Genomic DNA, 25,731 nt, shown 5'->3' with positions numbered 1-25,731 from the left:
GGGTCTGGTAGAAATTGCCCGGAATGAGAAAATTATCACCCCTCTTGGTTAAAGACCTCTGAACAAGGCACCCCAGGCAGCCATGACAGCGAAGAAAAAACCGAAGGTCTACATCACCCGCAAGCTGCCGGATGCCGTCGAAACCCGCATGCGCGAGCTCTTCGATGCCGAGCTGAACATCGACGACGCGCCGCGCTCCGTGCCGGAGCTCATGACGGCCGTCCGGACCGCCGACGTGCTAGTGCCGACCGTCACCGATCGTATCGACGCGGCGCTGATCGAGGCGGCCGGCCCGCAGATGAAGCTGATTGCGAGCTTCTCCAACGGCACCGACCATATCGACGTCGAGGCGGCGGCGCGCAAGGGCATCACCGTCACCAACACGCCGAACGTCCTGACCGAGGATACCGCCGACATGACGATGGCGCTCATTCTCGCGGTGCCGAGACGGCTCGGCGAAGGGGCGCGGGTGCTGACCGACAAGCCCGGCGAGTGGGCCGGCTGGTCTCCCACCTGGATGCTCGGCCGGCGCATTCACGGCAAGCGCATCGGCATCGTCGGCATGGGTCGCATCGGCACGGCGGTCGCACGCCGCGCCAAGGCTTTCGGCCTTTCGATCCACTACCACAACCGCAAGCGCGTCAATCCGGCCGTCGAGGACGAGTTGGAGGCGACCTATTGGGAAAGCCTCGACCAGATGCTCGCCCGCGTCGACATCGTCTCGGTCAATTGCCCGTCGACGCCGGCAACCTTCCATCTAATTTCGGCCCGTCGCCTGGCGCTGCTGCAGCCGACCGCCTATCTCGTCAACACCGCCCGCGGCGATGTGGTCGACGAAAGCGCGCTGATCAAAAGCCTGAGAGAGGGCAAGATCGCCGGCGCCGGCCTCGACGTCTTCGAAAACGAACCGGCCGTCAACCCGAAGCTCGTCAAGCTCGCCAACGAGGGCAAGGTCGTGCTGCTGCCGCATATGAGCTCGGCGACGATCGAAGGCCGCATCGATATGGGCGACAAGGTGATCATCAATATCCGCACCTTCATCGACGGCCACAGGCCGCCGAACCGGGTGCTGCCTGGGCGTTGATCCCGGTTCAGACGATTCGGGCCTGAGCCGTAAGCATCTTCCGCATCTCGACGAAGGTCGTTCTGGCAAAGCCCGGATGTGCCTTCTCGGCGGTTGTCGAAAAACCCCAGGCGCCAAAGACGGCATGATTCTCGGTGAGTTCGATGCGCGTCTCCAGCCGCAAAGCGGCAAGGCCAAGCGCTGCCGCCGTCGCCTCGGCGGTTGCCAGCAGCCGCTTGCCGAGCCCCCTGCCTTGCGCCTCCGGGAGAACGGCGAGCTTGCCGACATAGAGACAGTCGGCCTCCGGCCGCAGGAACAGGCAGCCGATCAGCTTTTCGTCTTCGATGGCGACATGACCGATCTCGGTTCCGGCTTTTTCGGCCAGCGACTCCGTTGTCAGCTTGAGCGCCGACGAGGGCGGATCGATCCTGCCGTTCATCGAGGCGAAGGCGGTGAGGATGAGCGCCAGCAGTTCGTCCCAGCGTGTAAAGCTCTGATCCAGGCGGATGATCGTCATACGGCCTGCCCTTGCCGTTCCGGGCGGCGTTTATAGCGTATCGTGTCGAACCGGGCCGAGAGCGCGTCATAAAGCAGCAGCCGTCCGATCAGCGGTTCGCCGGCGCCGGTGATCAGCTTGATCGCCTCCATCGCCATCATCGTGCCGATGACGCCGGTGAGCGCGCCGATGATTCCGGCTTCGGCGCAGGCGGGGATCAGGCCCGCCGGCGGCGCTTCCGGAAACAAGTCGCGATATCTGGGATTGGGTGTTCCGTCTTCGCCGGTCTCATAGGGCTTGAGCACCGTCAGCGAACCGTCGAAACGCCCGACCGCGCCGGTGACAAGCGCAATCTGCGCCGCCTCGGCGGCGTCGGCGGCGGCATAACGCGTGTCGAAATTGTCGGAACCGTCGATCAGCAGGTCGAAGCCGGCGAGCTGCCGCTGGGCGGTCTCCGCGCCAAAACGTTCCTCGAAGCGGATCAGCCGCACATGCGGATTGAGGCGGGCAATGGCGAGCGCAGCACTTTCGGTTTTCAATTCGCCGATCGTGCCGGAATCATGGATCACCTGCCGCTGCAGGTTGGAGAGCGACACCCGGTCGTCATCGACGATGCCGAGCGTGCCGATACCGGCGGCGGCCAGATATTGCAGGATCGGCGCTCCAAGGCCGCCGGCGCCGATCACCAGCACGCGGGCGGCCTTCAGCCTCTGCTGGCCGGCGCCGCCGATCTCGGGGAGCAGAATGTGTCGGTGATATCGGGCGATTTCGTCGGGGCTGAGCGGTTCCATGGCGGCGATGCTATCATGATGCCCGACGTCGGGAAAAGCCGCCTCCCTCATCCGAACACCTTTCCGTCGGCAACGGTGAAGAACTGCGCCCGGTCTGCGAGCGCTGAAAACATTGTCTGATCCGTGCCCGTCATGAAGGCCTGGCCGCCGAGTCCGTCGATGAGATCGAACAGCGCGGCGCGGCGGCCCTCGTCGAGATGCGCGGCGATCTCGTCGAGCAGCAGGATCGGCGCATGGCCGGTGAGATTGCCGACGAGCCGCGCATGCGCAAGCACCAGGCCGACGAGCAGCGCTTTCTGCTCACCGGTCGAGCAACGCTCCGCCTCCATCGCCTTTTCGCGGTGGTGGACAATGAGATCGGCCCGGTGCGGCCCCTCCAGCGTGCGCCCCGCGCCGGCGTCCCGATACCGGCTCTCCGCCAGCATCGCCGCATAGTCGTCCTCGAGGTCGACCGAAGGGCGAGAGAACTGGCCGTCCATGAAGCCCGAAAGCTGCAACGATGCCGAAGGGAAGGGCGAGTTCTCCGGCCTTTCCTCGATCAGCCGGGTGAGCAGGCCGAGCATTTCCTGTCGGGCGAGCGCCATGGCGATGCCGAGGCTGGCCATCTGCTCCTCGATGCCGGCGAGCCAGGAAGGATCGAAGCGGCCTTCGTCCAGCAATTTGTTGCGGCTGCGCATGGCGCGCTCGAAATCGTTGGCGCGGCGGCCATGGGCGGGATCGAGCGACAGCACCAGCCGGTCGAGAAAGCGTCGGCGGTCGGAGGAGGAGCCGGTAAAGAGCCCGTCCATCGCCGGTGTCAGCCAGAGGAGACGCAGATGGTCTGTCAGTTCGTCGGCGGTTTTTGCCGCGGTACCGTTGATCCGCAGCCTGCGGGTGGTGGTCTCCTCCCCCGCCTCAATGCCGGTGCCGATCTCGACTTCGCCCTCCATGCCGTCAATCGCGGCAAAGATCGAAAAGCCGCCGGCCGCGCCGACGCGGGTAATATCGCCATAGGCGGCGCGGCGAAGCCCCCGCCCCGGCGAAAGCAGCGAGACCGCCTCCATGAGATTGGTCTTGCCCGCACCGTTGTTTCCCGTCAGCACGGCATGTCGGCCATCGAGGGTGAGGCTCACTGCCGCATAGTTACGGAAGTCTGTCAGCTTCAGACGGGAAAGAGAAACGTTGTGCGGCATCGCGTGTCCGGGTTTGGTGAAGCCTGACAGCTATGCCGAAGCGGCGTCGATAGCAAGGCTTGCGGCTCGGCTGCCACGGATCACGCGTAAAATACCCGGGCGGTATTTCGCATGCTCCCGTAAATGAGCTCTGATTCCGGAACTGCACGGTACGTTTTTCCGGCAATTCCCAAAAAAATACAACCGCATCGAAGCGACCCGGCATCGCACCCTCGGCCGCCGTCAGCCCTCGCCATAGCTTTCAAACCACCTGGATACCAGCGGCTCCCGATTCTTCCGATGCCACTGACGTTACGTAAAGCCCAGAAAAAGTCGGTTGAATTTTGCAACTAGCGGGTTGAGTTATGCGGCGGAAACGCTATGGTAAACGAACCGTTTGCGTATGAAAGAATGACGTAGTGCCAGATCCGATTGATATTATCGTTGGTCGCAACATAAGACAGCTTCGCGCCCTTCGCCGGGTTTCCCAGCTCGAGCTTGGTGAAGCCCTTGGACTGACCTTCCAGCAGATTCAGAAATACGAAAAGGGGACGAACCGCGTTTCCGCCAGCAAACTGCACCAGATCGCGGTTTTTCTCGATGTCGAGATCTCGGTTCTTTTCGAGGGCGCCGACATGCCGCAATTCGGCAGCCGCATCGAGCTCAGCCCTGACGCCTATGCGCTTGCCCTGAGTTACGACAAGCTGAATTCACCGGCAGGCAAGGAAGCGGTCAAAACCATTCTCACGCTCATAAGCAGTGGGCAGGTTGCCGAAACCGCCGCGTGATTCGAGCCGGGAAATCGGCTTCCTCGCAGACATTGCAATCTGTTTTAAGCTCCGCTTTTCGGGCAAGCCCAAGAACAGCGAGAGCTGAACGCGCCGCGTCGTATTCGATAAAAAGCGTCAGTGAAATTCGCGCTCGTGCAACGCCGTCAGCAGGTCGTCCTGCGTCTGGTGGCCGGCATGATAGAGGTCGATCGCGATACTGGCGATCGAAAGGCCCTGTTGGCTGCGAAGCTTGATGTTGCGCTCGGCGCACCATGTGTAAATGGCGCCGGCGAGAACGTCGACGTCGTCGTGCTGAGAGGAGAAGGCTGGCGCCATGGCAGTTACTCTTGCTTTGGTTATTCCCCGAACAGAGCGCCGCGCCCGAAAGGACGGCCAAGGTCGCTCCATCATTCCAATCTGCGCCTGATCCTTCGAAAACCTACTCCGATCTCCGGGTTATGCGCTGACGACAAAGACTGAATTCATTTGGAAAACTTGCAAGCGCCATTATCCGGCTGCGTTAACGCAACTCGACTTTCATGCCGCTGCCGTCTCAATGCGGTACAAATTGCCCGGCGCGCTATCCGAATGTGCCAAAACGGGTCGTCATGACGAAAAAGCCGGGGACGTTTCCGTGCCCCGGCTTTCGAAACGGCAATTCCGGTCGCAGCTTAGAGCCTTTCCTGGTTAGATTGAAGCATTCTGCCGGAGCAGGTTTTCGTCAGGGCAGAGGCGATTGGCGATGGGCATACCCCTTGGTACGTCCGAGCCGATCGCCTCTGATCCTGACGAAAAGATGCCCGGCCCACCGGCCGCACCGCTTCGCTATGGCGAAGCGGTAAGTGCGCCCGGCGCTTTTGAGTCTTGCAGATTTGCCTGGCAAATCTGCGGGAGGGTTGGCTGAAACGGGCCGCCTGATCGACCGGCCGGCTTGGCCGCAGAGCCGGGCTACGACGCGCGCCGGCCGGTCGACCATCCGACTCCGTTTGAGCCAACAGAATGCTTCAATCTAACCAGGAAAGGCTCTAACCTTCGAAGAATTCCTTCATTCGGGCAAAGAAGCCCGTCGATTCCGGATTGTTCTCCTTGGAGGAAATCTGCTCGAATTCCTGCAGCAGCTCGCGCTGGCGCTTGGTCAGCTTCTGCGGCGTCTCGATCTGGATCTGGATGTAGAGGTCGCCCGTCTGCGCCGACCGCAGCACCGGCATGCCCTTGCTCTTGAGGCGGAACTGTTTGCCGGCCTGCGTGCCCTCCGGCACGGTCACCCGCGATTTGGTGCCGTCGAGCGTTGCCACGTCGAAGGTTCCGCCGAGCGCCGCCGTCGTCATCGAGATCGGGACCGCGCAATAGAGATCGGCTCCGTCGCGCTGGTAGAATTCATGCGGCTTCACCGACAGGAAAATATAGAGGTCGCCCGCCGGTCCGCCGCGGGCCCCAGCTTCGCCCTCGCCCTGCAGGCGGATGCGCGTGCCGTCCTCGATGCCGGCAGGGATATTGACCGAGAGCGAACGTTCTTCGGTTACCCGGCCCTGGCCGTGGCACTTCTGGCAGGGATCGGGAATGATCTGGCCGCGGCCGTGGCAGGTCGGGCAAGTCCGCTCGATAGAGAAGAAGCCCTGTGCCGCGCGCACGCGACCCGACCCCTGGCAAGTGCCGCAATTCTTCGGCTGCGTGCCGGGCTTGGCGCCCGATCCCGAACAGACGTCGCAGGTGATCGAGGTGGGAACGCGAATCTGCGCCGTCTTGCCGGAGAAAGCCTCCTCCAGCGTTATTTCCATATTGTAGCGAAGATCGGCGCCGCGCTCGCGGCCACCCGATGAGCGCTGGCGCGCCCGTCCGCCACCCATCATCTCGCCGAAAATATCCTCGAAAATGTCTGAGAAGCCGCCGCCGGCAAAACCGCCGCCACCGCCGCCCATGCCGCCGTGCTCGAAGGCCGCATGGCCGTAACGATCATAGGCTGCCCGCTTCTGCGGATCCTTGAGCATCTCGTAGGCTTCGTTGATTTCCTTGAACTTCCGTTCGGCGTCCTTGTCATCCGGGTTCTTGTCCGGATGGTATTTCATCGCCAGCTTTCGGAAGGCGCTCTTCAGCTCTTTCTCGTCCGCCGACTTGGCTACACCCAGAGTTTCGTAAAAGTCCGCTTTTGCCATTAAGGATTAAACCCCGGAAATGGATTTCCGGCTGCCATGGTGAGCAGCCGGATCAGGTGTTGAAGCATTACCACGCCGCCGCGAATTACGCGGACTTCTTGCGGTCGTCGTCCTTGATTTCCTCGTAGTCGGCGTCGACGACATTGTCGCCGCCTTCCGCGGAGGCATCGGCAGCAGCGCCGCCTTCGGCCTGCTGTGCTTCATAAATCGCCTGGCCGAGCTTCATCGACACTTCCATCAGCGTCTGGGTCTTGGCCTTGATGTCGTCAGCATCCGGTTCGGAGGCTTCCGATGCCGTCTTCAGCGCGGCGATCGCATCCGAAATCGCGGTACGGTCGGTTTCGGAGACCTTGTCGCCGTAATCCTTCAGCGACTTTTCCGTCGAGTGGATCAGGCTTTCGGCCTGGTTCTTGGCTTCTACGGCCTCGCGGCGCTTCTTGTCTTCGGCCGCGTGCGACTCGGCATCCTTGACCATCTTCTCGATGTCGGCGTCGGAGAGGCCGCCGGAAGCCTGGATGCGGATCTGCTGTTCCTTGCCGGTGCCCTTGTCCTTGGCCGAGACCTGGACGATGCCGTTGGCGTCGATGTCGAAGGTCACTTCGATCTGCGGCACGCCGCGCGGCGACGGCGGCAGGCCGACGAGGTCGAACTGGCCGAGCAGCTTGTTGTCGGCAGCCATTTCGCGCTCGCCCTGCGAAACGCGGATGGTGACGGCCTGCTGGTTGTCTTCGGCGGTCGAGAAGGTCTGGCTCTTCTTCGTCGGGATCGTCGTGTTGCGCTCGATCAGGCGGGTGAAGACGCCGCCGAGCGTTTCGATGCCGAGCGACAGCGGGGTGACGTCGAGCAGCAGGACGTCCTTGACGTCGCCCTGGAGAACGCCGGCCTGGATGGCGGCGCCGAGAGCGACGACTTCATCCGGGTTGACGCCCTTGTGCGGCTCCTTGCCGAACAGCTGCTTGACGACTTCCTGCACCTTCGGCATGCGGCTCATGCCGCCGACGAGAACGACTTCGTCGATTTCGGCAGCGGTGACGCCGGCATCCTTGAGAGCGGCCTTGCACGGCGCGATCGTGCGCTGGACGAGATCATCGACCAGGCTTTCGAGCTTGGCGCGGGTCAGCTTCAGCGTCAGGTGCTTCGGGCCGGAGGCGTCAGCGGTGATGAACGGCAGGTTGATTTCGGTCTGCTGCGAGGAGGACAGCTCGATCTTTGCCTTTTCCGCGGCTTCCTTGAGGCGCTGCAGGGCAAGCTTGTCGTTCTTCAGGTCGATGCCGTTGTCCTTCTTGAACTCGGCAACGAGATATTCGACGAGACGCATGTCGAAGTCTTCACCGCCGAGGAAGGTATCGCCGTTGGTGGACTTCACTTCGAACACGCCGTCGCCGATCTCGAGGATCGAAATATCGAAGGTGCCGCCGCCAAGGTCGTAAACGGCAATCGTCTTGCCTTCTTTTTTGTCGAGGCCGTAGGCGAGAGCGGCAGCGGTCGGCTCGTTGATGATGCGCAGCACTTCAAGACCGGCGATCTTGCCGGCATCCTTGGTTGCCTGGCGCTGCGCGTCGTTGAAATAGGCCGGAACGGTGATGACCGCCTTCTCGACCTTTTCCCCGAGATAGGATTCGGCAGTTTCCTTCATCTTCTGAAGGATCATCGCGGAAATCTGTGCGGGCGAGTAGCCCTTGCCATTGGCTTCGACCCAGGCGTCGCCATTGTCGCCCTTGACGATGCTGAAGGGAACGAGATGCTTGTCCTTCTCGACGGTCGGATCTTCGTAGCGGCGGCCGATCAGGCGCTTCACCGCAAAGAGCGTGTTCGTCGGGTTGGTGACCGCCTGGCGCTTGGCCGGCTGGCCGACGAGGCGCTCGCCGTCATCGGAAAAAGCCACCATGGAAGGGGTCGTGCGCGCACCTTCCGCATTTTCGATAACCTTCGCGTCCTTGCCGTCCATGACTGCGACGCAGGAATTCGTCGTTCCAAGGTCGATACCAATTACTTTTGCCATGTCATTCTCTCCTTGAAGCAAGCTGTCGGAACCCCCAGAAGGCATTTCCCTGACAGCCCCTTACGGGATGGGTCTACTTAAGATTACGCAATCGTGATTGCGGTGATGCGGCGTATATAAGGAGCGGTTTTCTGGACTGCAAGGCGGGAAATCGCCCGGAATCCAGCAAAACGAATGTGTTGCCTCCAATTTTGACGTTAGCCGGGAAAGCGGCCCGTCCATATCAGGAAAGCGGCTGATCTCTGAGTTGGTCCCGCAGAATGTACAGCGGTTTTGCGCCCGAAAGAACGCGCTCCACTTTAAGGGATCGGGCTTGCGCCGGGCATGCCGCAAGGTTCTCACTGGCCCATGATCAGATCGAGCAGGGTGGTGCGTCGCGGCTGCACGGAGGAGGTCGTCTGCGGCGCCCCGACATCGCCGGGCGGCACCACGTTTCCGTACCCGCCGCCATTACCTTCGGCAACGTCGGCAGGCGGAATCGGACCATTTCCGGATGTTGCCGTCGGCGGCCGGACAGGCGCCTGCGGATAGCGGTTGGCATTCTCGTTGCCGCCGAAGACGCCGGAAATAATGCCGCCGATCGTCGTGGGCGGCGGCACCTCGGCGGTGACCGGCTGCCCACCGTCCGGCGCCGTCTGCGCCATCGGCTGGCCGTCGGGATCGCCGATCAGCTGGCCGTTGCCGAAGAGCGGCGCCGGCGAAAGGCCCTTGTGGGCGGCGATCATGAATTCCTTCCAGGCCTTGGCCGGCAGGCCGCCGCCCGTCACCTTCTTCATCGGCTTGCCGTCGTCATTGCCGAACCAGACGCCTGTCGTGAGGTTACTGGTGAAGCCGACGAAGAGCGCGTCTCGCGAATTCTGTGTCGTGCCGGTCTTTCCCGCCGCCTGCCAGCCGGGAATCTTGGCGCTCTTGCCGGTGCCGTTGTCGATGACGCCCATCATCATCGCATCCATCTGCGCGGCGATCTGTTCGGACAGCACACGCGGCGGGCTGTCATAGGTATTTTCGTAAAGAACCTTGCCGTCTGCGGTCGTCACCCGGCGGATGACATGCGGCGTCGCCTTGTAGCCGCCGTTCATGAAGGCGGCATAGGAGGCGGTGAGTTCCATCAGCGACACTTCCGACGTGCCGAGCGCAATCGAGGCGTTCGGCTGCAGCTCGCTTTCGATGCCGAGCCGGTGGGCAAGCTTGATCACCTGGTCGGGCCCGTCATACATCACCAGCTGCGCGGCAACCGTGTTCAGCGACTTGGAAAGCGCGGTGGCAAGCGTCACTTCGCCATTGTATTTTTTCTCGTAATTCTCCGGCGTCCAGTCGCCGATGCGGATCGGCGCGTCGTTGAAAACGGAAAAGGGCGTCAGCCCCTTTTCCAGCGCTGCGGCATAGACGAAAGGCTTGAACGAGGAGCCCGGCTGGCGTTTGGCCTTGACGGCGCGGTTGAACTGGCTCGTTGCATAGTCCCTGCCGCCGACCAGCGCCCGGATTGCGCCGGTGCCGTCGATCGAGACGAGTGCTGCCTGCGAGGCGTCCAGCTTGTCGCCTTCCTTGTCGAGCACATCGACCAGTGATTGCTCGGCCTTTTTTTCCAGTGACTTGTCGATGGTCGTATCGACGATGACGTCTTCCTTGACGTCGCCGATCAGGCCCGGCAGTTCATCCATCACCATGTCGGCGACATAGTGCCCGGCGCCCGACCAGTAACTCTTGGCCGAAGCCGGGGTCTGCGACATCGCGGTCTTGACCTCGGAATCGGTGATGAAACCCTGTTCGCGCATCGCGGCGAGCACGAGCTGGGCGCGCGCATTCGCAGCTTCGGCGTCGCGGGCCGGCGAAAGCCGCGACGGCGCCTTGAGGAGGCCCGCCAGCACGGCCGCTTCGCCGAGGTTCACGTCGCGCGCCGATTTATTGAAGTAGCGGCGTGACGCCGCCTCGACGCCATAGGCGTTCGATCCGAAGAACACCCGGTTGAGATACATCGCAAGAATCTGGTCCTTGGTGTATTTCTGCTCCAGCCAGAAGGCGAGCAGTACCTCCTGCACCTTGCGCTCCAGCGTTCTCTCGGGAGAGAGGAAGAGGTTCTTGGCAAGCTGCTGCGTCAGCGTCGAGCCGCCCTGGACCATGTGGCCGGCCGTGAAATTGGTGACGATCGCCCGACCGAGGCCGAGCGGATCGACGCCGAAATGCGAATAAAAACGCCGGTCTTCGATGGCGATGACGGCCTCGGGAATATAGGGCGACATGTTTTCGAGCGACAACGCCTCGCCGCCGGTGGCGCCGCGATTGGCAATGACGCTGCCGTCGACGGCGGTGATCTTGACGTTCGGCGGCCGCTCGGGAATCGCCCATGTGCTGGCGCTCGGCATGCGCGAGCCATAATAGACCACAAGCCCGGCAACGCCGATGCCGGCCCAGATGAAAAGCACGACGCACCAGTAGACCACACGGCGCAGAAAGCCGAAAAAGCCGCCGCCTTCACGCTCGCGCGGCTCGCGCCGCCGTTGGCGGGCGGCACGCTGCGGTGGAGGTCTGGAACCGCCGCGCCGCGCCGGTCTGCTGCCGACGACGCGATCATCGGCGTCGAGCGAAAATTCGTCATCGTCGCGGGCCGGGCGGCCGCTGAAGGACGGTTCAATTCTGTCGCTTGATCTGCCTCTGCCTGCCATCGCCGACCGGTCGCATCCCCTGTTCGATCGCGAAGCCTGCTTCGCATAACGGCGCCCCTGCAGCGCTGCGTGTCCTTCCGGACGCGCAAAGAACGCTGTAGCACTTTGAAGGGCTGCGTGATTTTACCTTTAACCGATTCCGGTCCAAGGATCGACGCAGCGGGCGACGCGATCATCCGGTTGAACTTTAATTGCGGCGATTTAACGGGGTGTTAAAGGGCGGCAAACACGATGTCGCGCTGCCGCCGGTTAAATCGTCTCTTCAATATTGGCGGCTTCGTAATCGTCGGGCGTTTCCGGATCCTGCTTATATTCCCACTCGCCGAGATGAAAGCGTCGCCAGATCTGGCCAGAGGGGTTGAGGCTGGCCCCATCAGTCAGGTGTCCTGGAAGGATGGGATTGTATTTATGCCAAACGGCAACGCCCGTGGCGGCCGACCGAGGGCCGAACAGCCCTAAGACAGCCAGGTATATCTTGCGTCATCAGGGTTCCAGCCTCGAATGGATCAGAAATCGATCCGCAATTCCGCGAAATTGCTATAAGCAACCCGGGAAACAAGAGCGGCAGGCTGCGCTCACAGCAAATTGTCGTTGCATCGATCAAATGCGATTTCTGATTTAAGGAATTATGCGCAGGATGGAACCAATAGGCTCGACGATTGTTTATTGAGCAGCGGGACACCCCCTCAAGTCCCGCCTAGATCGGCCGTCTCCCCTCAACGCGGCCGATCGACATCAGGCCCGGTGCATCCCCCCAAGGAGCGCCGGGCTTTTTCTGACACTGCTGTCGCATTGAACCCGTCCATGCAGAAAGGGCGGCATTGCTGCCGCCCTCGATATTTCAGTTGTCGCAGGACGGATCGCCCGGGCGGCAGACAAAGGGCGAAGCCCTGGGATCCGGGCGGTTGTAGGTATCGGCCTTTCCGCCCCTGAACTGCGGCAGATCACGGAAATCCGAACTCCTGTTGTCGTCATCCCTGCGGACCTCTCTGCGGCGTTCCTCCCGTCGGACGTCGTCGCGTCGGTCCCGGTCACGATCCCGGTATTCGCGGACCTGATAATCCCGATCCCGATACTCCCGCGGCCGGTAATCCCGCTCCCGGTAGTCGCGGTCGCGGTAATAATAGTCCGGGCCGCGGCTCCAGCGGTCACGCTCGCGATAGAAATCGCGGCCGCGGTAGTAGCGGTCCCAATAATTGCCGACGCTGAAGGTAACCATCGGAATGCCCAGCGGACGGTAATATTGCGGGCCGACATAGACACGGCGTTGCTGGTAGACGGCCTGCACATACTGGCCGGAAACCCAGCCGCGGCCGCCGTAGAATTCGACGTCGCACCAGTTGACGTTGGAAAGACATCCACGGATTTCGACCGAAGAGCCGGCGGGGATGACTGCGACAGCGGGATAGCGCGTGCTTGGTCCCGCACGCATGTTGACATTCGCCGTCGAGTAGCCCTCGGCGGCCTGTACTATTGCCGGAGCCAGCACAAGCAGCGCGGCCGCGGCGATCTTGACGATGAGGTTTTTCACGCTTCTCACTCCTGGTTGGCGTGTTTTCAGCAGCGCTTGGCTGCGTTTGTTTGCGGCATATGCCATATGCGCAAAGATAGAGCGATCGCCGGCATTTGTTAGGCGTCACCATTTTTCTTGTCTTTCAAAGGCTTATACTGAGGTCACGATGAACGCAGCTTGAACGAGGGGGATTTTTGTGATGCGATATGGCGTTCTCGATTCGAAGACGCTTGTGCAGGTGTCGTTAACCGCTCGTTAACCTTTAGAAGGCAGTGTCATGGCAATCCCGCTTGCTCCTTGACCACGGATGAACTGGCACTGAGACGAGCGGATAACGAAAGGCCGGTTTGAACCGGCCTTTTTGTTGTCGCAAATTTTTGTGCTGCGTGAGACGCGCCAGTCTCTCTCAGGCGGCAAGGGCCTGAAGAATCCGTACCCAGGAGCGGATGCCCTTGTGATAGGAGACAAGCTCGTATTTTTCGTTCGGCGAATGGATGCGGTCGTCGCTGAGGCCGAAGCCGACGAGCAGCGATTCCATGCCGAGCATCTTCTGGAAATCGCCGACGATCGGGATCGAGCCGCCCATGCCGATGACGATGGCGGGTTTCGGCCATTCATCGGAAAGTGCGGTCTTTGCCTTGGTCAGCAGAGGCGAGTCATAGGAGAGATGAATCGCCGGCGAGCCGCCATGCGGATGGAATTCGACCGAGCAGTCGGCCGGAATTTTCGACCTGATATAGCTGCGGAACGCCTCGCGGATGGCGGTCGGATCCTGGGTGCCGACGAGCCGGAACGAAACCTTTGCCGAGGCCTTGGCGGCGATCACCGTCTTGAAGCCCTCGCCGGTATATCCGCCCCAGATGCCGTTGATTTCGGCGGTCGGCCGCGCCCAGGTCAGTTCCAGCACCGACCGGCCCTTTTCGCCGGAGGGAATGGAAAGGCCGACTTCGCCGAGGAATTTGTCCGCGCTCTTACCGAGCGTCTCCCATGACGCCTTGATGTTGTCGGGCGTTTCCTCGACGCCGTCATAGAAGCCGTCAAGCGTGATGCGGCCGGTCTCGTCATGCAGCCCGGCAAGCGCCTCGACGAGAATATGGATCGGATTTGCCGCCGCCCCTCCGAACAGACCGGAATGCAGATCGCGGTCGGCGGCCGTCACGACCACCTCCTCGCCGACGAGGCCGCGCAGCGCCGCGGCGATGGCCGGCGTGTCGCGGTCCCACATGCCGGTATCGCAGACAAGCGCATAGTCGGCCTTCAATTCGGCGGCGTTGGCTTCGAGAAAAGGTTTCAGCGACGGTGAGCCCGATTCTTCCTCGCCTTCGAAGAGAATGGTGATGCGGCAGGGAAGCGCGCCGTTGATCTCCTTATAGGCGCGGCAGGCTTCGACGAATGTCATCAGCTGGCCCTTGTCGTCGGATGTGCCGCGGCCGGTCAGGATCTTGCGTCCCTCGCCGATATCCTTGATCGACGGCTCGAAGGGATCGTTTTCCCAGAGTTCGATCGGATCGACCGGCTGCACGTCGTAATGGCCGTAGAATAGTACATGGGGCGCATCGGCGGAGGCCCCGGCATGGTGGGCGACCACCATCGGATGGCCGGGCGTGTCACGCACCGAAGCGGAAAAGCCGATCCCCTGGAGATAGGCGACCAGCCATTCGGCGGCTTTCCGGCATTCCGCCTTGAAGGCGGGATCGGTGGAAATCGACTGGATGCGCAGAAGCTCGAACAGCTTTTCGAGACTAGAGGAAAGGTTCTGATCCGCGCGTGCAAGCACCTGTTGTACATCCGTCATTTTCGACTCCTTTTTGAAATTCGGCCGGACGATAGACCAAACCAGCAGGGCAGGCGAGGCGGAAAAAGCAAAAGTGGGCCTGGCGGAAGTGACCAGATCTGGACCGGTGTCGGGAAGATTTGTCGGATAGTATAGAAGAACATCCTAATTCAATTTACGGTTATTTAGTACAACCAAATTAACTTGACCGAATTCAGCTGTGCGAGGGGCGAGATGTTTTCGGTCATTACTTGTATTCGCGACAATCACGATTGGCGGCTGGTGCTCGCGGCGGCCGTGGTCTGCCTGATCGGGGCAATGGCAGCGATGCTGCCGCTTTCCCGCGCCCAGGAATGCGATGCGGGACGCCGCAAGCTTTGGATCGGCGCGTCGGCTTTCGCTTTCGGCACCGGCGTATGGGCAACCCATTTCATCGCGATGCTGGCCTATGACGGCGGCATGCCGATCACCTACCAGCTGGGCCTGACGGCGCTTTCCTTCCTCTTGTCGGTGGTCGGCTCGTGGGCGGCAATCCTCGTCGCTTCGCAGGGCCGGGGCAGGTTTTCGCGCATCCAAGGCGGCGTTCTGATGGCGCTCGGCATCGCCTCGATGCACCTGACCGGCATGCAGGCGATCGAGACGCAGGCGGTTATCCTCTACGATCCGTACATGACGTTGAGTGCGGTACTCGCGGGGGCGCTGCTGTCGAGCATTGCCTTCCACGCCTTCTTCCACTTGAAGGGACTGAGACGGCTCCTCGCCTCGTCGGTCACCTTCGTCCTTGCGATCTGCGCACTCCACTTCATTTCAATGGCCAGCATCACCCTCGTGCCGGATCCCGGCAAAGAGGTTCCGGCAACGGTGCTGGACACCAGCCTGCTGGCCGCGATCGTCGTGGTGGCGGCCACAGCTCTCATTCTGATCGCTATTGCCGTGGTCTTTGTCGAAAGCCACCTGACGGATCTGAGGGGGCTGGCAAATGCGTCGCAGGAAGGATTGCTGATCCTGCGGGAAGGCAGGATTATCGATGCCAACGAACGCTTTCAGGGCTTTTCCGGCTGGAAGCTTGCCGATCTCCTGGGCAAGGCGCCCTCCATGGTCTTAACCCAGGGACAGAACAGGCCGGGCGAGACGCTGCTCAACACCAGGAACGGCAGGGAGATCTCCGTCGAAGTGAACACCAGCAGGATCGTCTATCGCGGGCACCACTGCGACGTGCTGGCGGTGCGCGATCTCACCGAGCGCAGGCAGGCCGAGGAGATGATCGAGCACCTCGCCCACCACGATGTTCTCACCGACCTTCCAAATCGGTCGTTGTTCGACAAGCGCATCCGCCAGGCGCTGCAGATGGCCAAGGGAAAGAACAGCGAGGTTGCCCTCTTCTATATCGATCTCGATCGCTTCAAGACCGTCAACGATATTTTCGGCCACGCCGAGGGCGACCGCATTCTTTGCAAAGTCGCCTCGATCCTGCGTCGCGTGGCCGATGAACGCGATACCATCGCCCGTCTCGGCGGCGATGAATTTGCCATCATTCAATCCGCCGGACAGCAACCGGCGGCCGCGCAGAAGCTCGCAGCCGCGATCCTCGACGAATTCGCCGCCGAGATGGATATGGCGCGCGACCCGACCGCCGTCGGCGTCAGCCTCGGCATCGCTCTTTATCCGACCGACGGAAGCGATGCAGACGAGATCTGCAACAACGCCGATATCGCCCTTTATCGGGTCAAGCACGGCGGCCGCGGCAAGGCCTGTTTCTTCAATGCGGAAATGGACGAGGCCACGCGAGCCCGCCGCCAGATCGAAAGCGAACTGCGCCACGCCATCACCCGCAATCAGATCCATGTCAGCTATCAGCCGGTTCTCGATGCACAGAGCGGCGAGATCAGCGGTTACGAGGCCCTGATGCGCTGGAACCGGCCGGGCCACGGCCTGAGCGAGCCGGATATCTTCATTCCGATCGCCGAGGAAAGCGGGTCGATCGTCCAGCTCGGCGAGTGGGTGCTGCAGCAGGCCTGCAAGGAGGCCGCGCGCTGGCCGCTTCCGCTGAGGATCGCCGTCAACGTTTCGCCGGTGCAGTTCATGCTGCCAAACCTATGCGAGCGGATCGAGGCGATCCTCAAGGAAACCGGGCTTGCGCCCGGCCGGCTGGAAATCGAGATCACCGAGGCCGCTCTCATCCGTGATCGCGACCGGGTGATGGCCACGCTGCAGCGTCTGCGCAGTCTGGGTGTTCACATCGTCATGGACGACTTCGGCACCGGTTTTTCCTCGCTTTCCAACCTGCGAACCTTCCCTTTCGACAAGATCAAGGTCGACCGCAGCTTCACCGGAATGCTGGACCATGACGCGGCGGCGCGTTCGATCGTGCGCGCGATCATCGGCCTCGGTCACAGTCTCGGCATGCCTGTCGTGACGGAGGGCGTCGAAACCGAGACGCAGCGCCAGATCGTCGTCGAAGAAGGCTGTGCGCAGGTACAGGGGTTTTTGCTCGGCAGACCGGATGTCGAGCCGAGCACCAAGCTCGCTGCCCGCGAGACCCTCCTGTCCTCGATAGCCTAATGCATGTCGCCCGGAAGTGTGCATCGGTTCTGGGACAACGCCATGCATCAAAACAAAAGGCTAAAGGACGATCCGTCGATAACGTGGCGGTGATCCAGCCGTCTTGCCGGCGAGCAATACCCGGTCAGAGCGCCTTGGCGTTTTCCAGCAGCCGGCGGATATATTCGAGCGTCAGCTCGCGCTCGAAAGTCCGAAAGCCCTTGAACAGCGCGAGGTCGGCCTCGCGCGCGCTTTCGATCGCCTCGGCTTCCATGGCACGCGCCTTCGGCGTCAGGAAGATCAGCTGCGCCCGCTTATCGGATGGATGCGGCCGACGTTCGATCAGCCCGTCGCGGACCATGCGCGACAGCGTATTGGCCATGGTCGCCTGCTCGATATCGACCCGCTCGAGCAGCTGTTTCTGGGTCAGGCCGTCTTCGCCCCAGAGTTCCAGCAGAATGGGAAACTGACCGGGGGAAAAACCGAGCCCGACCGCGCGCCGGTGCAGCGAGCGGGCAAAACCCTTCGCCAGCTGGCTGGCAAGGTAAGCTCCCGAATCCATGCGGTTAAATCCCATGATTGCAAGTTAGGCTCAAAACCATGCCGGAGACAATGCAGCAAATCGCATAGGACGCTCCAAAAAGACGCAAGCTCCGCCCATCGTTTCGAGGGGCTGGAAAAACAAAAGTCGCCATGACCTGGAGGTTGGCCATGGCGACCTTAAAATGGGGACAAAGGCCCGGAGAGGGGGATAAAGGCCTTTGTCCAAGCCTGATGCGGCGGGGGACAAGCCGGTAATCAGACCCGCGGCGCGATCAAGCGCCGGTGACATGAATTTGTAACTGCGAATGTGGTTTTTCAAGGGTCACGCCACGTTACAAATCGGTAACAGTTTGGTGAGCAGGAATCCCTTCTGCATATATCCTTGAACCCGACGCCATAATCTCCTGGCGCGCCGAACTTTATATGGACCTCGTTCCGTGCCCGCGCTATCCATGCACGCATGAAAAAAGGCGATCACCTCTTCCTAGTCGACGGTTCCGGTTTCATCTTCCGGGCGTTTCATGCATTGCCGCCGCTGACGCGCAAGACGGACGGCCTGCCGGTCGGCGCCGTTTCCGGTTTTTGCAACATGCTGTGGAAGCTTTTGAGGGATGCGCGCAATACCGATGTCGGGGTAACGCCGACCCATCTTGCCGTCATCTTCGATTATTCCGCCAAGACTTTCCGCAAGGATCTCTACGACGCCTACAAGGCAAACCGGTCGGCCCCGCCGGAAGAGCTCATCCCGCAATTCGGGCTAATCCGCGAGGCAACCCGCGCCTTCAATTTGCCCTGTATCGAGACCGAAGGCTTCGAGGCCGACGACATCATCGCCACCTATGCCCGCCAGGCCGAGGCAACGGGCGCCGACGTCACCATCGTTTCCTCCGACAAGGATTTGATGCAGCTCGTCACAGCAAATGTCCACATGTATGACAGCATGAAGGACAAGCAGATCGGCATTCCCGATGTCCTCGAGAAATGGGGCGTGCCGCCGGAAAAGATGATCGACCTGCAGGCAATGACCGGCGACTCCGTCGACAATGTGCCCGGCATTCCCGGCATCGGCCCGAAAACCGCGGCCCAGCTCCTTGAGGAATACGGCGATCTCGACACGCTGCTCGAACGCGCCACCGAGATCAAGCAGGTCAAGCGCCGCGAGACCATTCTAGCCAATATCGAGATGGCAAAGCTTTCGCGCGAACTCGTGCGGCTGCGCACCGACGTACCGCTCGATCTCGATCTCGACGCGCTGGTGCTGGAGCCGCAGAACGGCCCGAAGCTGATCGGCTTTCTCAAGACGATGGAATTTACGACGCTGACGCGACGGGTCGCCGAAGTCTGCGATTGTGATGCAAACGCCATCGAACCGGCGGTCGTCCGCATCGAATGGGGAGATGCCGCCCATGGTCCCGATCTCGATGCGGCCGAGCCTGCGCCCGTGGCCGGCGGCATTCCTGATGTCTCGGGGCCATCCGTGCCCGTGCCGCCGCGTGCGAAGGCTGGCGTCGAAGGCGCCTTTTCACCTGCCGATCTTGCCAAGGCGCGGGCCGAGGCCTTTGCGACGCTGCCCTTCGATCATTCCACCTATGTGACGATCCGCGATCTGGCGACGCTCGACCGATGGATCGCCGATGCGCGCGACACCGGCCTCATGGCCTTCGATACCGAGACGACGTCGCTTGACGCGATGCAGGCCGAGCTCGTCGGCTTTGCGATGGCGATCGCCGACAATGTCGCCGATCCCACCGGCACGAAGATCCGCGCCGCCTATGTGCCGCTTGCCCACAAGAACGGCGTCGGCGATCTGCTCGGCGGCGGCCTTGCCGAAAATCAGATCCCGATGCGCGATGCCCTGCCGCGGCTGAAGGCGCTGCTGGAGGACGCTGCGGTTCTCAAGGTCGCCCAGAACCTGAAATACGATTACCTCTTGATGAAGCGTTATGGCATCGAGACCAAGAGTTTCGACGACACGATGCTGATCTCCTACGTGCTCGACGCCGGGACCGGCGCCCATGGCATGGACCCGCTCTCGGAAAAATTTCTCGGCCATACGCCGATCCCGTACAAGGACGTGGCCGGCAGCGGCAGGGCGAACGTGACCTTCGATCTGGTCGATATCGACCGCGCCACCCATTATGCCGCCGAAGACGCGGACGTGACGCTGCGCCTCTGGCTGGTGCTGAAGCCGCGGCTGGCGGCAGCCGGGCTGACCAGCGTTTATGAACGGCTGGAGCGGCCGCTATTGCCGGTGCTGGCGCGCATGGAAGCGCGCGGCATCACCGTCGACCGGCAGATCCTGTCGCGCCTGTCCGGCGAGCTGGCCCAGGGTGCGGCGCGGCTGGAGGACGAGATCTATACGCTGGCCGGCGAGCGCTTCAATATCGGCTCGCCGAAGCAGCTCGGCGACATCCTGTTCGGCAAGATGGGTCTTGCCGGCGGCAGCAAGACGAAGACCGGGCAATGGTCGACCTCCGCCTCGGTGCTCGAGGATCTCGCCGCCGCCGGTTTCGAGCTGCCGCGCAAGATCGTCGACTGGCGCCAGCTCACCAAGCTGAAATCGACCTACACCGATGCGCTTCCCGGCTATGTGCATCCGGAGACAAAGCGGGTCCACACCTCCTACTCGCTGGCCTCGACGACGACAGGTCGCCTGTCCTCCTCCGAGCCGAACCTGCAGAACATTCCGGTGCGCACCGCCGAAGGCCGCAAGATCCGCACCGCTTTCATCTCGACACCGGGCCACAAGCTGATTTCCGCCGATTACAGCCAGATCGAACTGCGCGTGCTTGCCCATGTGGCCGAGATCCCGCAGCTGACCAAGGCCTTCGAGGATGGCGTCGATATTCACGCCATGACGGCGTCGGAAATGTTCGGCGTGCCGGTCGAAGGCATGCCTGGCGAGGTGCGACGCCGCGCCAAGGCGATCAATTTCGGCATCATCTACGGCATCTCGGCCTTCGGGCTCGCCAATCAGCTCTCGATCGAGCGGTCGGAAGCCGGCGACTATATCAAGAAATATTTCGAGCGTTTCCCGGGCATCCGCGACTATATGGAAAGCCGCAAGGCGATGGCGCGGGACAAGGGTTATGTCGAGACGATTTTCGGCCGGCGAATCAACTACCCCGAAATCCGTTCGTCCAATCCGTCGGTGCGCGCCTTCAACGAGCGCGCCGCGATCAACGCGCCGATCCAGGGCTCGGCCGCCGACGTCATCCGCCGGGCGATGATCAAGATGGAGCCGGCGCTTGTTGAAGCCGGTCTTGCCGAGCGTGTCCGCATGCTCTTGCAGGTGCACGACGAACTCATCTTCGAAGTCGAGGATGAGGATGTCGAAAAGGCGATGCCGATCATCGTCTCGGTCATGGAAAACGCCACCATGCCGGCGCTCGAAATGCGCGTGCCGCTGCGCGTCGACGCCCGCGCCGCCACCAATTGGGACGAGGCGCATTGAGCGCCTCCCCAAAACGGAAAAAGATTTTTCCGTTTCACACAACTCATTGAAATAGCGACGGTTTGCCTCTGGGAGCTGTATCGGAACGATCCGGCTGGAAGGAACTTATTAACCTTCCTTTTCTATCCCGGTAGGGTCGTAATTTGTTAGGCATGAGTGAGTAGCGGACGCATGCGTTTTCCCAGAACCAATTTGACGGATGCCGCAGATTTTTCCAGCGGGCTTGAAACGGAGCTTGTGGAGGAAAATCCCGGTGAAAAGCCGGCGGCGCCGATCTGGCAGAGCAACTTTTCGCTCGCGCCGAATGTTCGCTTCACGCGCACCCCGGAAACGCTGATCAGCCGGCGCCGTCCGCCGAACGACCCCGTTCGCGACGAACCGCAGCTCGAACAGCATGCAATACGGATAGAACCGGTCGCCGTCGATGTGCCTTTCGACATCTATCTGCCGGAGCCGAGCGAGCTTGCCGCAGCACCGGCTGCGATGATCGAGATGCCGCAGCCGTCGGCCTCCGGCCGGGCGGAGGCGCCTGCCTTGCGCGCTGCCGCCGAACTGGCTTCGATTTCCGATTTCGCCTTCTGGGAAGTCATGGCCTTCGAAGAAGGCGAGCCGGTCCGCATACCCTCGATCGTTGTCCCGAAGATCGAGACCACGCCCGAATCGATCACCGCCCTGTTCCGCGTCATGGAATGGCGTCCAGGCGCGCCGAAACCGGCTTCCGCCGCATCGCGCCCGATCCAGCCACCGGCCGCAAGACCCACATCGGCAGCTCCGCGGCCGCCGGCCGCGATGCCCCTGCAAAAGCCGGTTCGTGCTCCGGAGCCGATTGTGTTGGCGCCCAGAGGCGTGCCCCAGGCACCCGAGAGCGCGCCGATGCCCCAGGCTATATCGTTGCCCCAGGCTGCAGCGTTGCCCCAGGCAGCGCCGGCGCCTCGGTCGACGCCTCCGGTCGCCGCCGTCCTGCCGTCGCCGCGCCTGATGGCAAGACCGGAAAAGGTCGATGCATCCGGCTATGAGTTCCCGCCGCGCGCCCTGTTGCAGGAGCCGCCGGAACGGCTTGGCGAGATCATGTCGCAGGAGACGCTGGAACAGAATGCCGGCCTGCTGGAAAGCGTGCTCGAGGATTTCGGCATCAAGGGCGAGATCATTCATGTCCGCCCCGGCCCTGTCGTCACCCTCTATGAATTCGAGCCGGCGCCCGGCGTGAAGTCATCGCGCGTCATCGGTCTCGCCGACGATATCGCCCGCTCGATGTCGGCGCTTTCGGCCCGCGTCGCCGTCGTTCCCGGCCGCAACGTCATCGGCATCGAACTGCCGAATGTCACCCGTGAGACTGTCTATTTCCGCGAGATGATCGAGAGCCAGGATTTCGACAAGAGCGGCTATAAGCTGGCGCTCGGCCTCGGCAAGACCATCGGCGGCGAGCCTGTCATCGCCGAGCTGGCGAAGATGCCGCACCTGCTCGTCGCCGGCACCACCGGCTCGGGCAAATCGGTCGCCATCAACACGATGATCCTGTCGCTGCTCTACCGCATGACGCCGGAACAGTGCCGGCTGATCATGGTCGACCCGAAGATGCTCGAGCTCTCGGTCTATGACGGCATCCCGCATCTGCTGACCCCCGTCGTCACCGACCCGAAGAAGGCCGTCATGGCGCTGAAATGGGCGGTGCGCGAGATGGAGGAGCGTTATCGCAAGATGTCGCGCCTCGGCGTACGCAACATCGACGGCTATAATGGCCGCGTCTCCCAGGCGCGCGAAAAGGGCGAGACCATCCATATCATGGTCCAGACCGGCTTCGACAGGGGAACCGGTGCGCCGGTCGAGGAGCAGCAGGAGCTGGATCTCGCGCCGATGCCCTATATCGTCGTCATCGTCGACGAAATGGCCGACCTGATGATGGTCGCCGGCAAGGAGATCGAAGGCGCCATCCAGCGTCTGGCGCAGATGGCGCGTGCGGCCGGTATTCACCTGATCATGGCGACGCAGCGCCCGTCGGTCGATGTTATCACCGGCACGATCAAGGCGAACTTCCCGACCCGTATTTCCTTCCAGGTCACCTCGAAGATCGACAGCCGCACCATTCTTGGCGAACAGGGCGCCGAGCAGCTGCTCGGCCAGGGCGACATGCTGCACATGCAGGGCGGCGGCAGGATTGCCCGCGTGCACGGTCCCTTCGTTTCGGATGCCGAGGTCGAAAAGGTCGTTGCCCATCTGAAAACGCAAGGGCGCCCCGAATATCTCGACACCGTTACCGCCGACGAAGAGGAAGAGCCGGAAGAGGAAGAGGCCGGCGCCGTGTTCGACAAGAGCGCCATGGCCTCCGAGGACGGCAACGAGCTCTACGAGCAGGCAGTCAAGGTCGTCATGCGCGACAAGAAGTGCTCGACCTCCTACATCCAGCGCCGCCTCGGCATCGGCTATAACCGCGCCGCCTCATTGGTCGAACGCATGGAAAAGGAAGGCCTCGTCGGCCCGGCCAATCACGTCGGCAAGCGCGAGATCGTATCGGGACGGGGTGACGGCGACTAATCGGGGACGGCCGGAGCGCCGCAGGCGCTTCAGTCTCAGGTTCTCAACGTGGCCAATCGTATCGTCTCGTCGACAAAGGCCGATTTTCCGCCGGTATAAAAATCCCAGTCGTCGTCCGCCTCCGCGGCCAGCCGGCGTTTGAGATCGGCATAGGCTTCGGCCCTGTCGGTATGATCCCTGAGATAGTCGCGAAACAGGATGCGTTGCCGATGCGCGAGGTTGGCGGGGTCGCAAAGATAGAGCTTGAAGCCATAGGCTTGGTGATCTCGAGTGAGGGCCCAGCGGTTCTCTCCCAAGTCGCCGTGGAAGACAAAATCGGCAGCGCGCAGGATGTCGATAGCCGCCGGCAGAACATCGTCTGAGATGGTGACGACATCGAGGTCGATTTTCGGCTTGGCCGCCAGGCCAGGCACCGACGTGCTGCTGGACAGCACGACATCGCCGAGCAAGACGGAGATTTCGGCGCTGATTTCGGCAAAGCGCCGCGGCCAGGAGGGATCGTAGTCGATCACTTTGATGGCGCGCATGCCCTTCCCTTCAATTGCGGTCAATGCACCTCGGAGAGCAGCCCGTCGAGGATCGCGACCATCTTCTGTTTGGCCTCTTCCAGCGAGCCGCTATTGTCGAGCTCCGCCACGTCGTAGTCGCCGCGCACCGTCAGCGGCCCGCGGGCGAGTCTCGCCATGATATCCTCATGCGTCTCGCGCCCGCGCGCCTCCAGCCGGCTGGCGAGCACTTCGGGGCGAGCGGTGACGTTGATCACCTTGAGCCGCGGGAAGGCGGCCTGGAAACGGTGAAGCGCCGAGCGTGAACCATTGGCGACGACGACATGGCCGCGCGACAATGCCACCGAGACCTCGGCCGGAATGCCGTATTTCAAGCCGTGCGCCTCCCACCAGACGGCGAAGGAGCCCGACTGTTCCATCGCCGCAAAGCCTTGGAGGGAGACGGAAAGATGGTCTTCGCCGCCGGCGTCGCGGTGGCGGGTGATGACGCGGCGGGTGAAATGAATGTTGGCGCGGCCGGCGAAATGCCGCGCGGCAAGGTTCATCAGCGTGTCCTTGCCGGCGCCGCTCGGCCCGACGACGACGACCATGATGCCGCGCTCGGCTCCGGCTCCGGGGTGGGGTTCGTGCGGCGTCATGCGACACGGCGTCCCTGGCGCCAGACGGAGCGTGTCACCGGCACGCCATGCGAGCGGTGGACGCGGACGAGATCGGCGCGCAGCCCTGTCGCGATCCGGCCGCGATCGTCGAGACTGACGGTGCGGGCGGGCGTCGACGTCACCATCGCGATCGCCTTCGGCAGCGTGATGCTCTCGACCTCGTCGGCGAGGATGAAGGGCGCATGCAGCAGGCTGAGCGGCACGTAATCGGAGGACAGCACGTCGAGCACGCCCATCTCGGCGAGGTCGCGGGCGGCGATATTGCCGGAATGGGATTTGCCGCGCACGATGTTCGGCGCCCCCATCAGCACGCTCATGCCGTGTTCATGCGAGGCCCGGGCCGCATCGAGGCTGGTCGGGAATTCGGCAAGCCGCACACCGTTGTCGATCGCCTCGTCGACATGGGCGAGTGTGGCGTCGTCATGGCTTGCAACGGTGATGCCGCGTTCGGCGCAGACCTGGGCGATGGCGTTGCGATGCGGCGTCGAATTGCGCGCCGATTCCGCCTGGCGCTTGGCGACGAAACGGGCGAAGACCTCGTCGCTCAGGCCCCGCTTCTTCTGGTAGTAGAAGATGTATTGATCCATCGTCTGGAACTGCCGCTGGCCGGGCGCGTGATCCATCAGCGAGACGAGCCGCACATGCGGATCGTTTTCGAAATCGGCGAAATGTTCGAGAACATTGTCGGCCGAAACCTCGCAGCGCAGATGGAGCAAGTGTTCGGCGCGCAGCCGGCCTTCCTTCTCCGCCGCCTGGATGGCGTCGGCCATCTCGCGCATCTCGCCATGTTCGAAGCCGCCGTCTTCGTCCGCGCCCATGCGCAGGCAGTCGAAGACCGTCGTGATGCCTGATGTGACGATCTGGGCGTCATGCGCCTGGACCGCGGCCGTCTTGTTCCAGCGGATGCCGGGACGCGGCTGATAATGGCCTTCGAGATGGTCGGTGTGCAGCTCGACGAGGCCGGGAATGATGAAGTCGCCTTCGAAATCTTCGCCGGCTACCGAATTGCCTTCGGAGATGTCGGCGATCTTGCCATCACGAATGAGCATCGAGCCGAGGACGATATCGTCCTCAAGAACGATGCGGGCGTTGGAAAACACGGTCTCTTTGCTCATAAGCC

At 62.2% G+C, this 25,731-nt stretch carries 18 protein-coding genes and 1 pseudogene; 5 read left to right on the top strand and 14 right to left on the bottom strand.

Annotation, left to right across the window (positions count from 1 at the left end):
• The first annotated feature begins 82 nt into the window (after positions 1–82).
• Positions 83–1,084 carry a 2-hydroxyacid dehydrogenase gene (locus tag K6M89_RS17875; RefSeq protein ID WP_097581284.1) on the top strand — a complete coding sequence of 334 codons (1,002 nt, stop codon included), beginning with the start codon at positions 83–85 and terminating at the stop codon, positions 1,082–1,084.
• 7 nt (positions 1,085–1,091) lie between these two features.
• Here K6M89_RS17875 and K6M89_RS17870 read toward each other — a convergent pair whose 3' ends face one another.
• The 3 genes from K6M89_RS17870 to recF are packed head-to-tail and all read right to left on the bottom strand — an operon-like array spanning position 1,092 to position 3,522.
• Positions 1,092–1,580: a GNAT family N-acetyltransferase gene (locus tag K6M89_RS17870; RefSeq protein ID WP_222140356.1), complete on the bottom strand. Its 489-nt coding sequence runs from the start codon at positions 1,578–1,580 to the stop codon at positions 1,092–1,094.
• Positions 1,577–2,401, bottom strand: a complete 825-nt coding sequence (locus tag K6M89_RS17865; RefSeq protein ID WP_222140355.1) for a molybdopterin-synthase adenylyltransferase MoeB — start codon at positions 2,399–2,401, stop codon at positions 1,577–1,579. Before K6M89_RS17865 ends, K6M89_RS17870 begins: the two co-directional genes overlap by 4 nt.
• Positions 2,398–3,522, bottom strand: a complete 1,125-nt coding sequence (gene recF, locus K6M89_RS17860; RefSeq protein WP_222140354.1) for a DNA replication/repair protein RecF — start codon at positions 3,520–3,522, stop codon at positions 2,398–2,400. Before recF ends, K6M89_RS17865 begins: the two co-directional genes overlap by 4 nt.
• Positions 3,523–3,920: 398 nt before the next feature.
• Here recF and K6M89_RS17855 point away from each other — a divergent pair, with 398 nt between their 5' ends.
• Positions 3,921–4,289: a helix-turn-helix domain-containing protein gene (locus tag K6M89_RS17855; RefSeq protein WP_097581288.1), complete on the top strand. Its 369-nt coding sequence runs from the start codon at positions 3,921–3,923 to the stop codon at positions 4,287–4,289.
• A 117-nt stretch (positions 4,290–4,406) separates the two neighbouring features.
• Here K6M89_RS17855 and K6M89_RS17850 read toward each other — a convergent pair whose 3' ends face one another.
• The 7 genes and pseudogenes from K6M89_RS17850 to K6M89_RS17825 form a co-directional block, all read right to left on the bottom strand.
• Positions 4,407–4,607: a hypothetical protein gene (locus K6M89_RS17850; RefSeq protein WP_004672628.1), complete on the bottom strand. Its 201-nt coding sequence runs from the start codon at positions 4,605–4,607 to the stop codon at positions 4,407–4,409.
• Positions 4,608–5,296: 689 nt separating this feature from the next.
• Complete coding sequence (gene dnaJ / locus K6M89_RS17845) at positions 5,297–6,424, bottom strand: molecular chaperone DnaJ (protein ID WP_038686104.1); 1,128 nt, start codon at positions 6,422–6,424, stop codon at positions 5,297–5,299.
• Between the two features lie 85 nt (positions 6,425–6,509).
• Complete coding sequence (dnaK, locus tag K6M89_RS17840) at positions 6,510–8,426, bottom strand: molecular chaperone DnaK (RefSeq protein ID WP_097581291.1); 1,917 nt, start codon at positions 8,424–8,426, stop codon at positions 6,510–6,512.
• Between the two features lie 338 nt (positions 8,427–8,764).
• On the bottom strand, positions 8,765–11,089 hold the full coding sequence (locus K6M89_RS17835) for a transglycosylase domain-containing protein (protein ID WP_097581356.1): 2,325 nt from the start codon (positions 11,087–11,089) through the stop codon (positions 8,765–8,767).
• Positions 11,090–11,338: 249 nt separating this feature from the next.
• Positions 11,339–11,573, bottom strand: a pseudogene (locus tag K6M89_RS31105) (hypothetical protein).
• A gap of 357 nt (positions 11,574–11,930) precedes the next feature.
• Positions 11,931–12,620, bottom strand: coding sequence for an SH3 domain-containing protein (locus tag K6M89_RS17830; protein ID WP_222140353.1), 690 nt, complete (start codon positions 12,618–12,620; stop codon positions 11,931–11,933).
• A 388-nt stretch (positions 12,621–13,008) separates the two neighbouring features.
• Entirely contained in the window at positions 13,009–14,397 is a 1,389-nt protein-coding gene (locus K6M89_RS17825) for a dipeptidase (RefSeq protein WP_097581293.1), read from the bottom strand.
• 213 nt (positions 14,398–14,610) lie between these two features.
• On the opposite strand from K6M89_RS17825, the gene K6M89_RS17820 reads away from it, so the two are divergent.
• A complete protein-coding gene (locus K6M89_RS17820; RefSeq protein ID WP_222140352.1) occupies positions 14,611–16,938 on the top strand; it encodes a bifunctional diguanylate cyclase/phosphodiesterase in 2,328 nt (775 codons plus the stop codon).
• Positions 16,939–17,062: 124 nt separating this feature from the next.
• Here the strand turns inward: K6M89_RS17820 and K6M89_RS17815 are convergent, their stop codons facing one another.
• On the bottom strand, positions 17,063–17,479 hold the full coding sequence (locus K6M89_RS17815; RefSeq protein ID WP_004674042.1) for a MarR family winged helix-turn-helix transcriptional regulator: 417 nt from the start codon (positions 17,477–17,479) through the stop codon (positions 17,063–17,065).
• Between the two features lie 441 nt (positions 17,480–17,920).
• Here K6M89_RS17815 and polA point away from each other — a divergent pair, with 441 nt between their 5' ends.
• Entirely contained in the window at positions 17,921–20,914 is a 2,994-nt protein-coding gene (gene polA, locus K6M89_RS17810) for a DNA polymerase I (RefSeq protein WP_222140351.1), read from the top strand.
• A gap of 171 nt (positions 20,915–21,085) precedes the next feature.
• Positions 21,086–23,446 carry a DNA translocase FtsK gene (locus tag K6M89_RS17805; RefSeq protein WP_222140350.1) on the top strand — a complete coding sequence of 787 codons (2,361 nt, stop codon included), beginning with the start codon at positions 21,086–21,088 and terminating at the stop codon, positions 23,444–23,446.
• 35 nt (positions 23,447–23,481) lie between these two features.
• Here the strand turns inward: K6M89_RS17805 and K6M89_RS17800 are convergent, their stop codons facing one another.
• The 3 genes from K6M89_RS17800 to K6M89_RS17790 are packed head-to-tail and all read right to left on the bottom strand — an operon-like array spanning position 23,482 to position 25,726.
• Positions 23,482–23,973, bottom strand: coding sequence for a GrpB family protein (locus K6M89_RS17800; protein WP_222140349.1), 492 nt, complete (start codon positions 23,971–23,973; stop codon positions 23,482–23,484).
• 20 nt (positions 23,974–23,993) lie between these two features.
• Positions 23,994–24,590, bottom strand: a complete 597-nt coding sequence (phnN, locus tag K6M89_RS17795; protein ID WP_097581298.1) for a phosphonate metabolism protein/1,5-bisphosphokinase (PRPP-forming) PhnN — start codon at positions 24,588–24,590, stop codon at positions 23,994–23,996.
• A complete protein-coding gene (locus K6M89_RS17790; RefSeq protein ID WP_222140348.1) occupies positions 24,587–25,726 on the bottom strand; it encodes an alpha-D-ribose 1-methylphosphonate 5-triphosphate diphosphatase in 1,140 nt (379 codons plus the stop codon). The genes phnN and K6M89_RS17790 overlap by 4 nt, the downstream gene beginning before the upstream one ends.
• Between the last annotated feature and the right edge of the window lie 5 nt (positions 25,727–25,731).

Source organism: Rhizobium croatiense, from assembly GCF_019793465.1.
In the GTDB taxonomy this organism is placed as follows: Bacteria; Pseudomonadota; Alphaproteobacteria; order Rhizobiales; family Rhizobiaceae; genus Rhizobium; species Rhizobium croatiense.
Note: the sequence above shows the minus strand (reverse complement) of the source record. Positions and strands in the feature narration are given on the sequence as shown.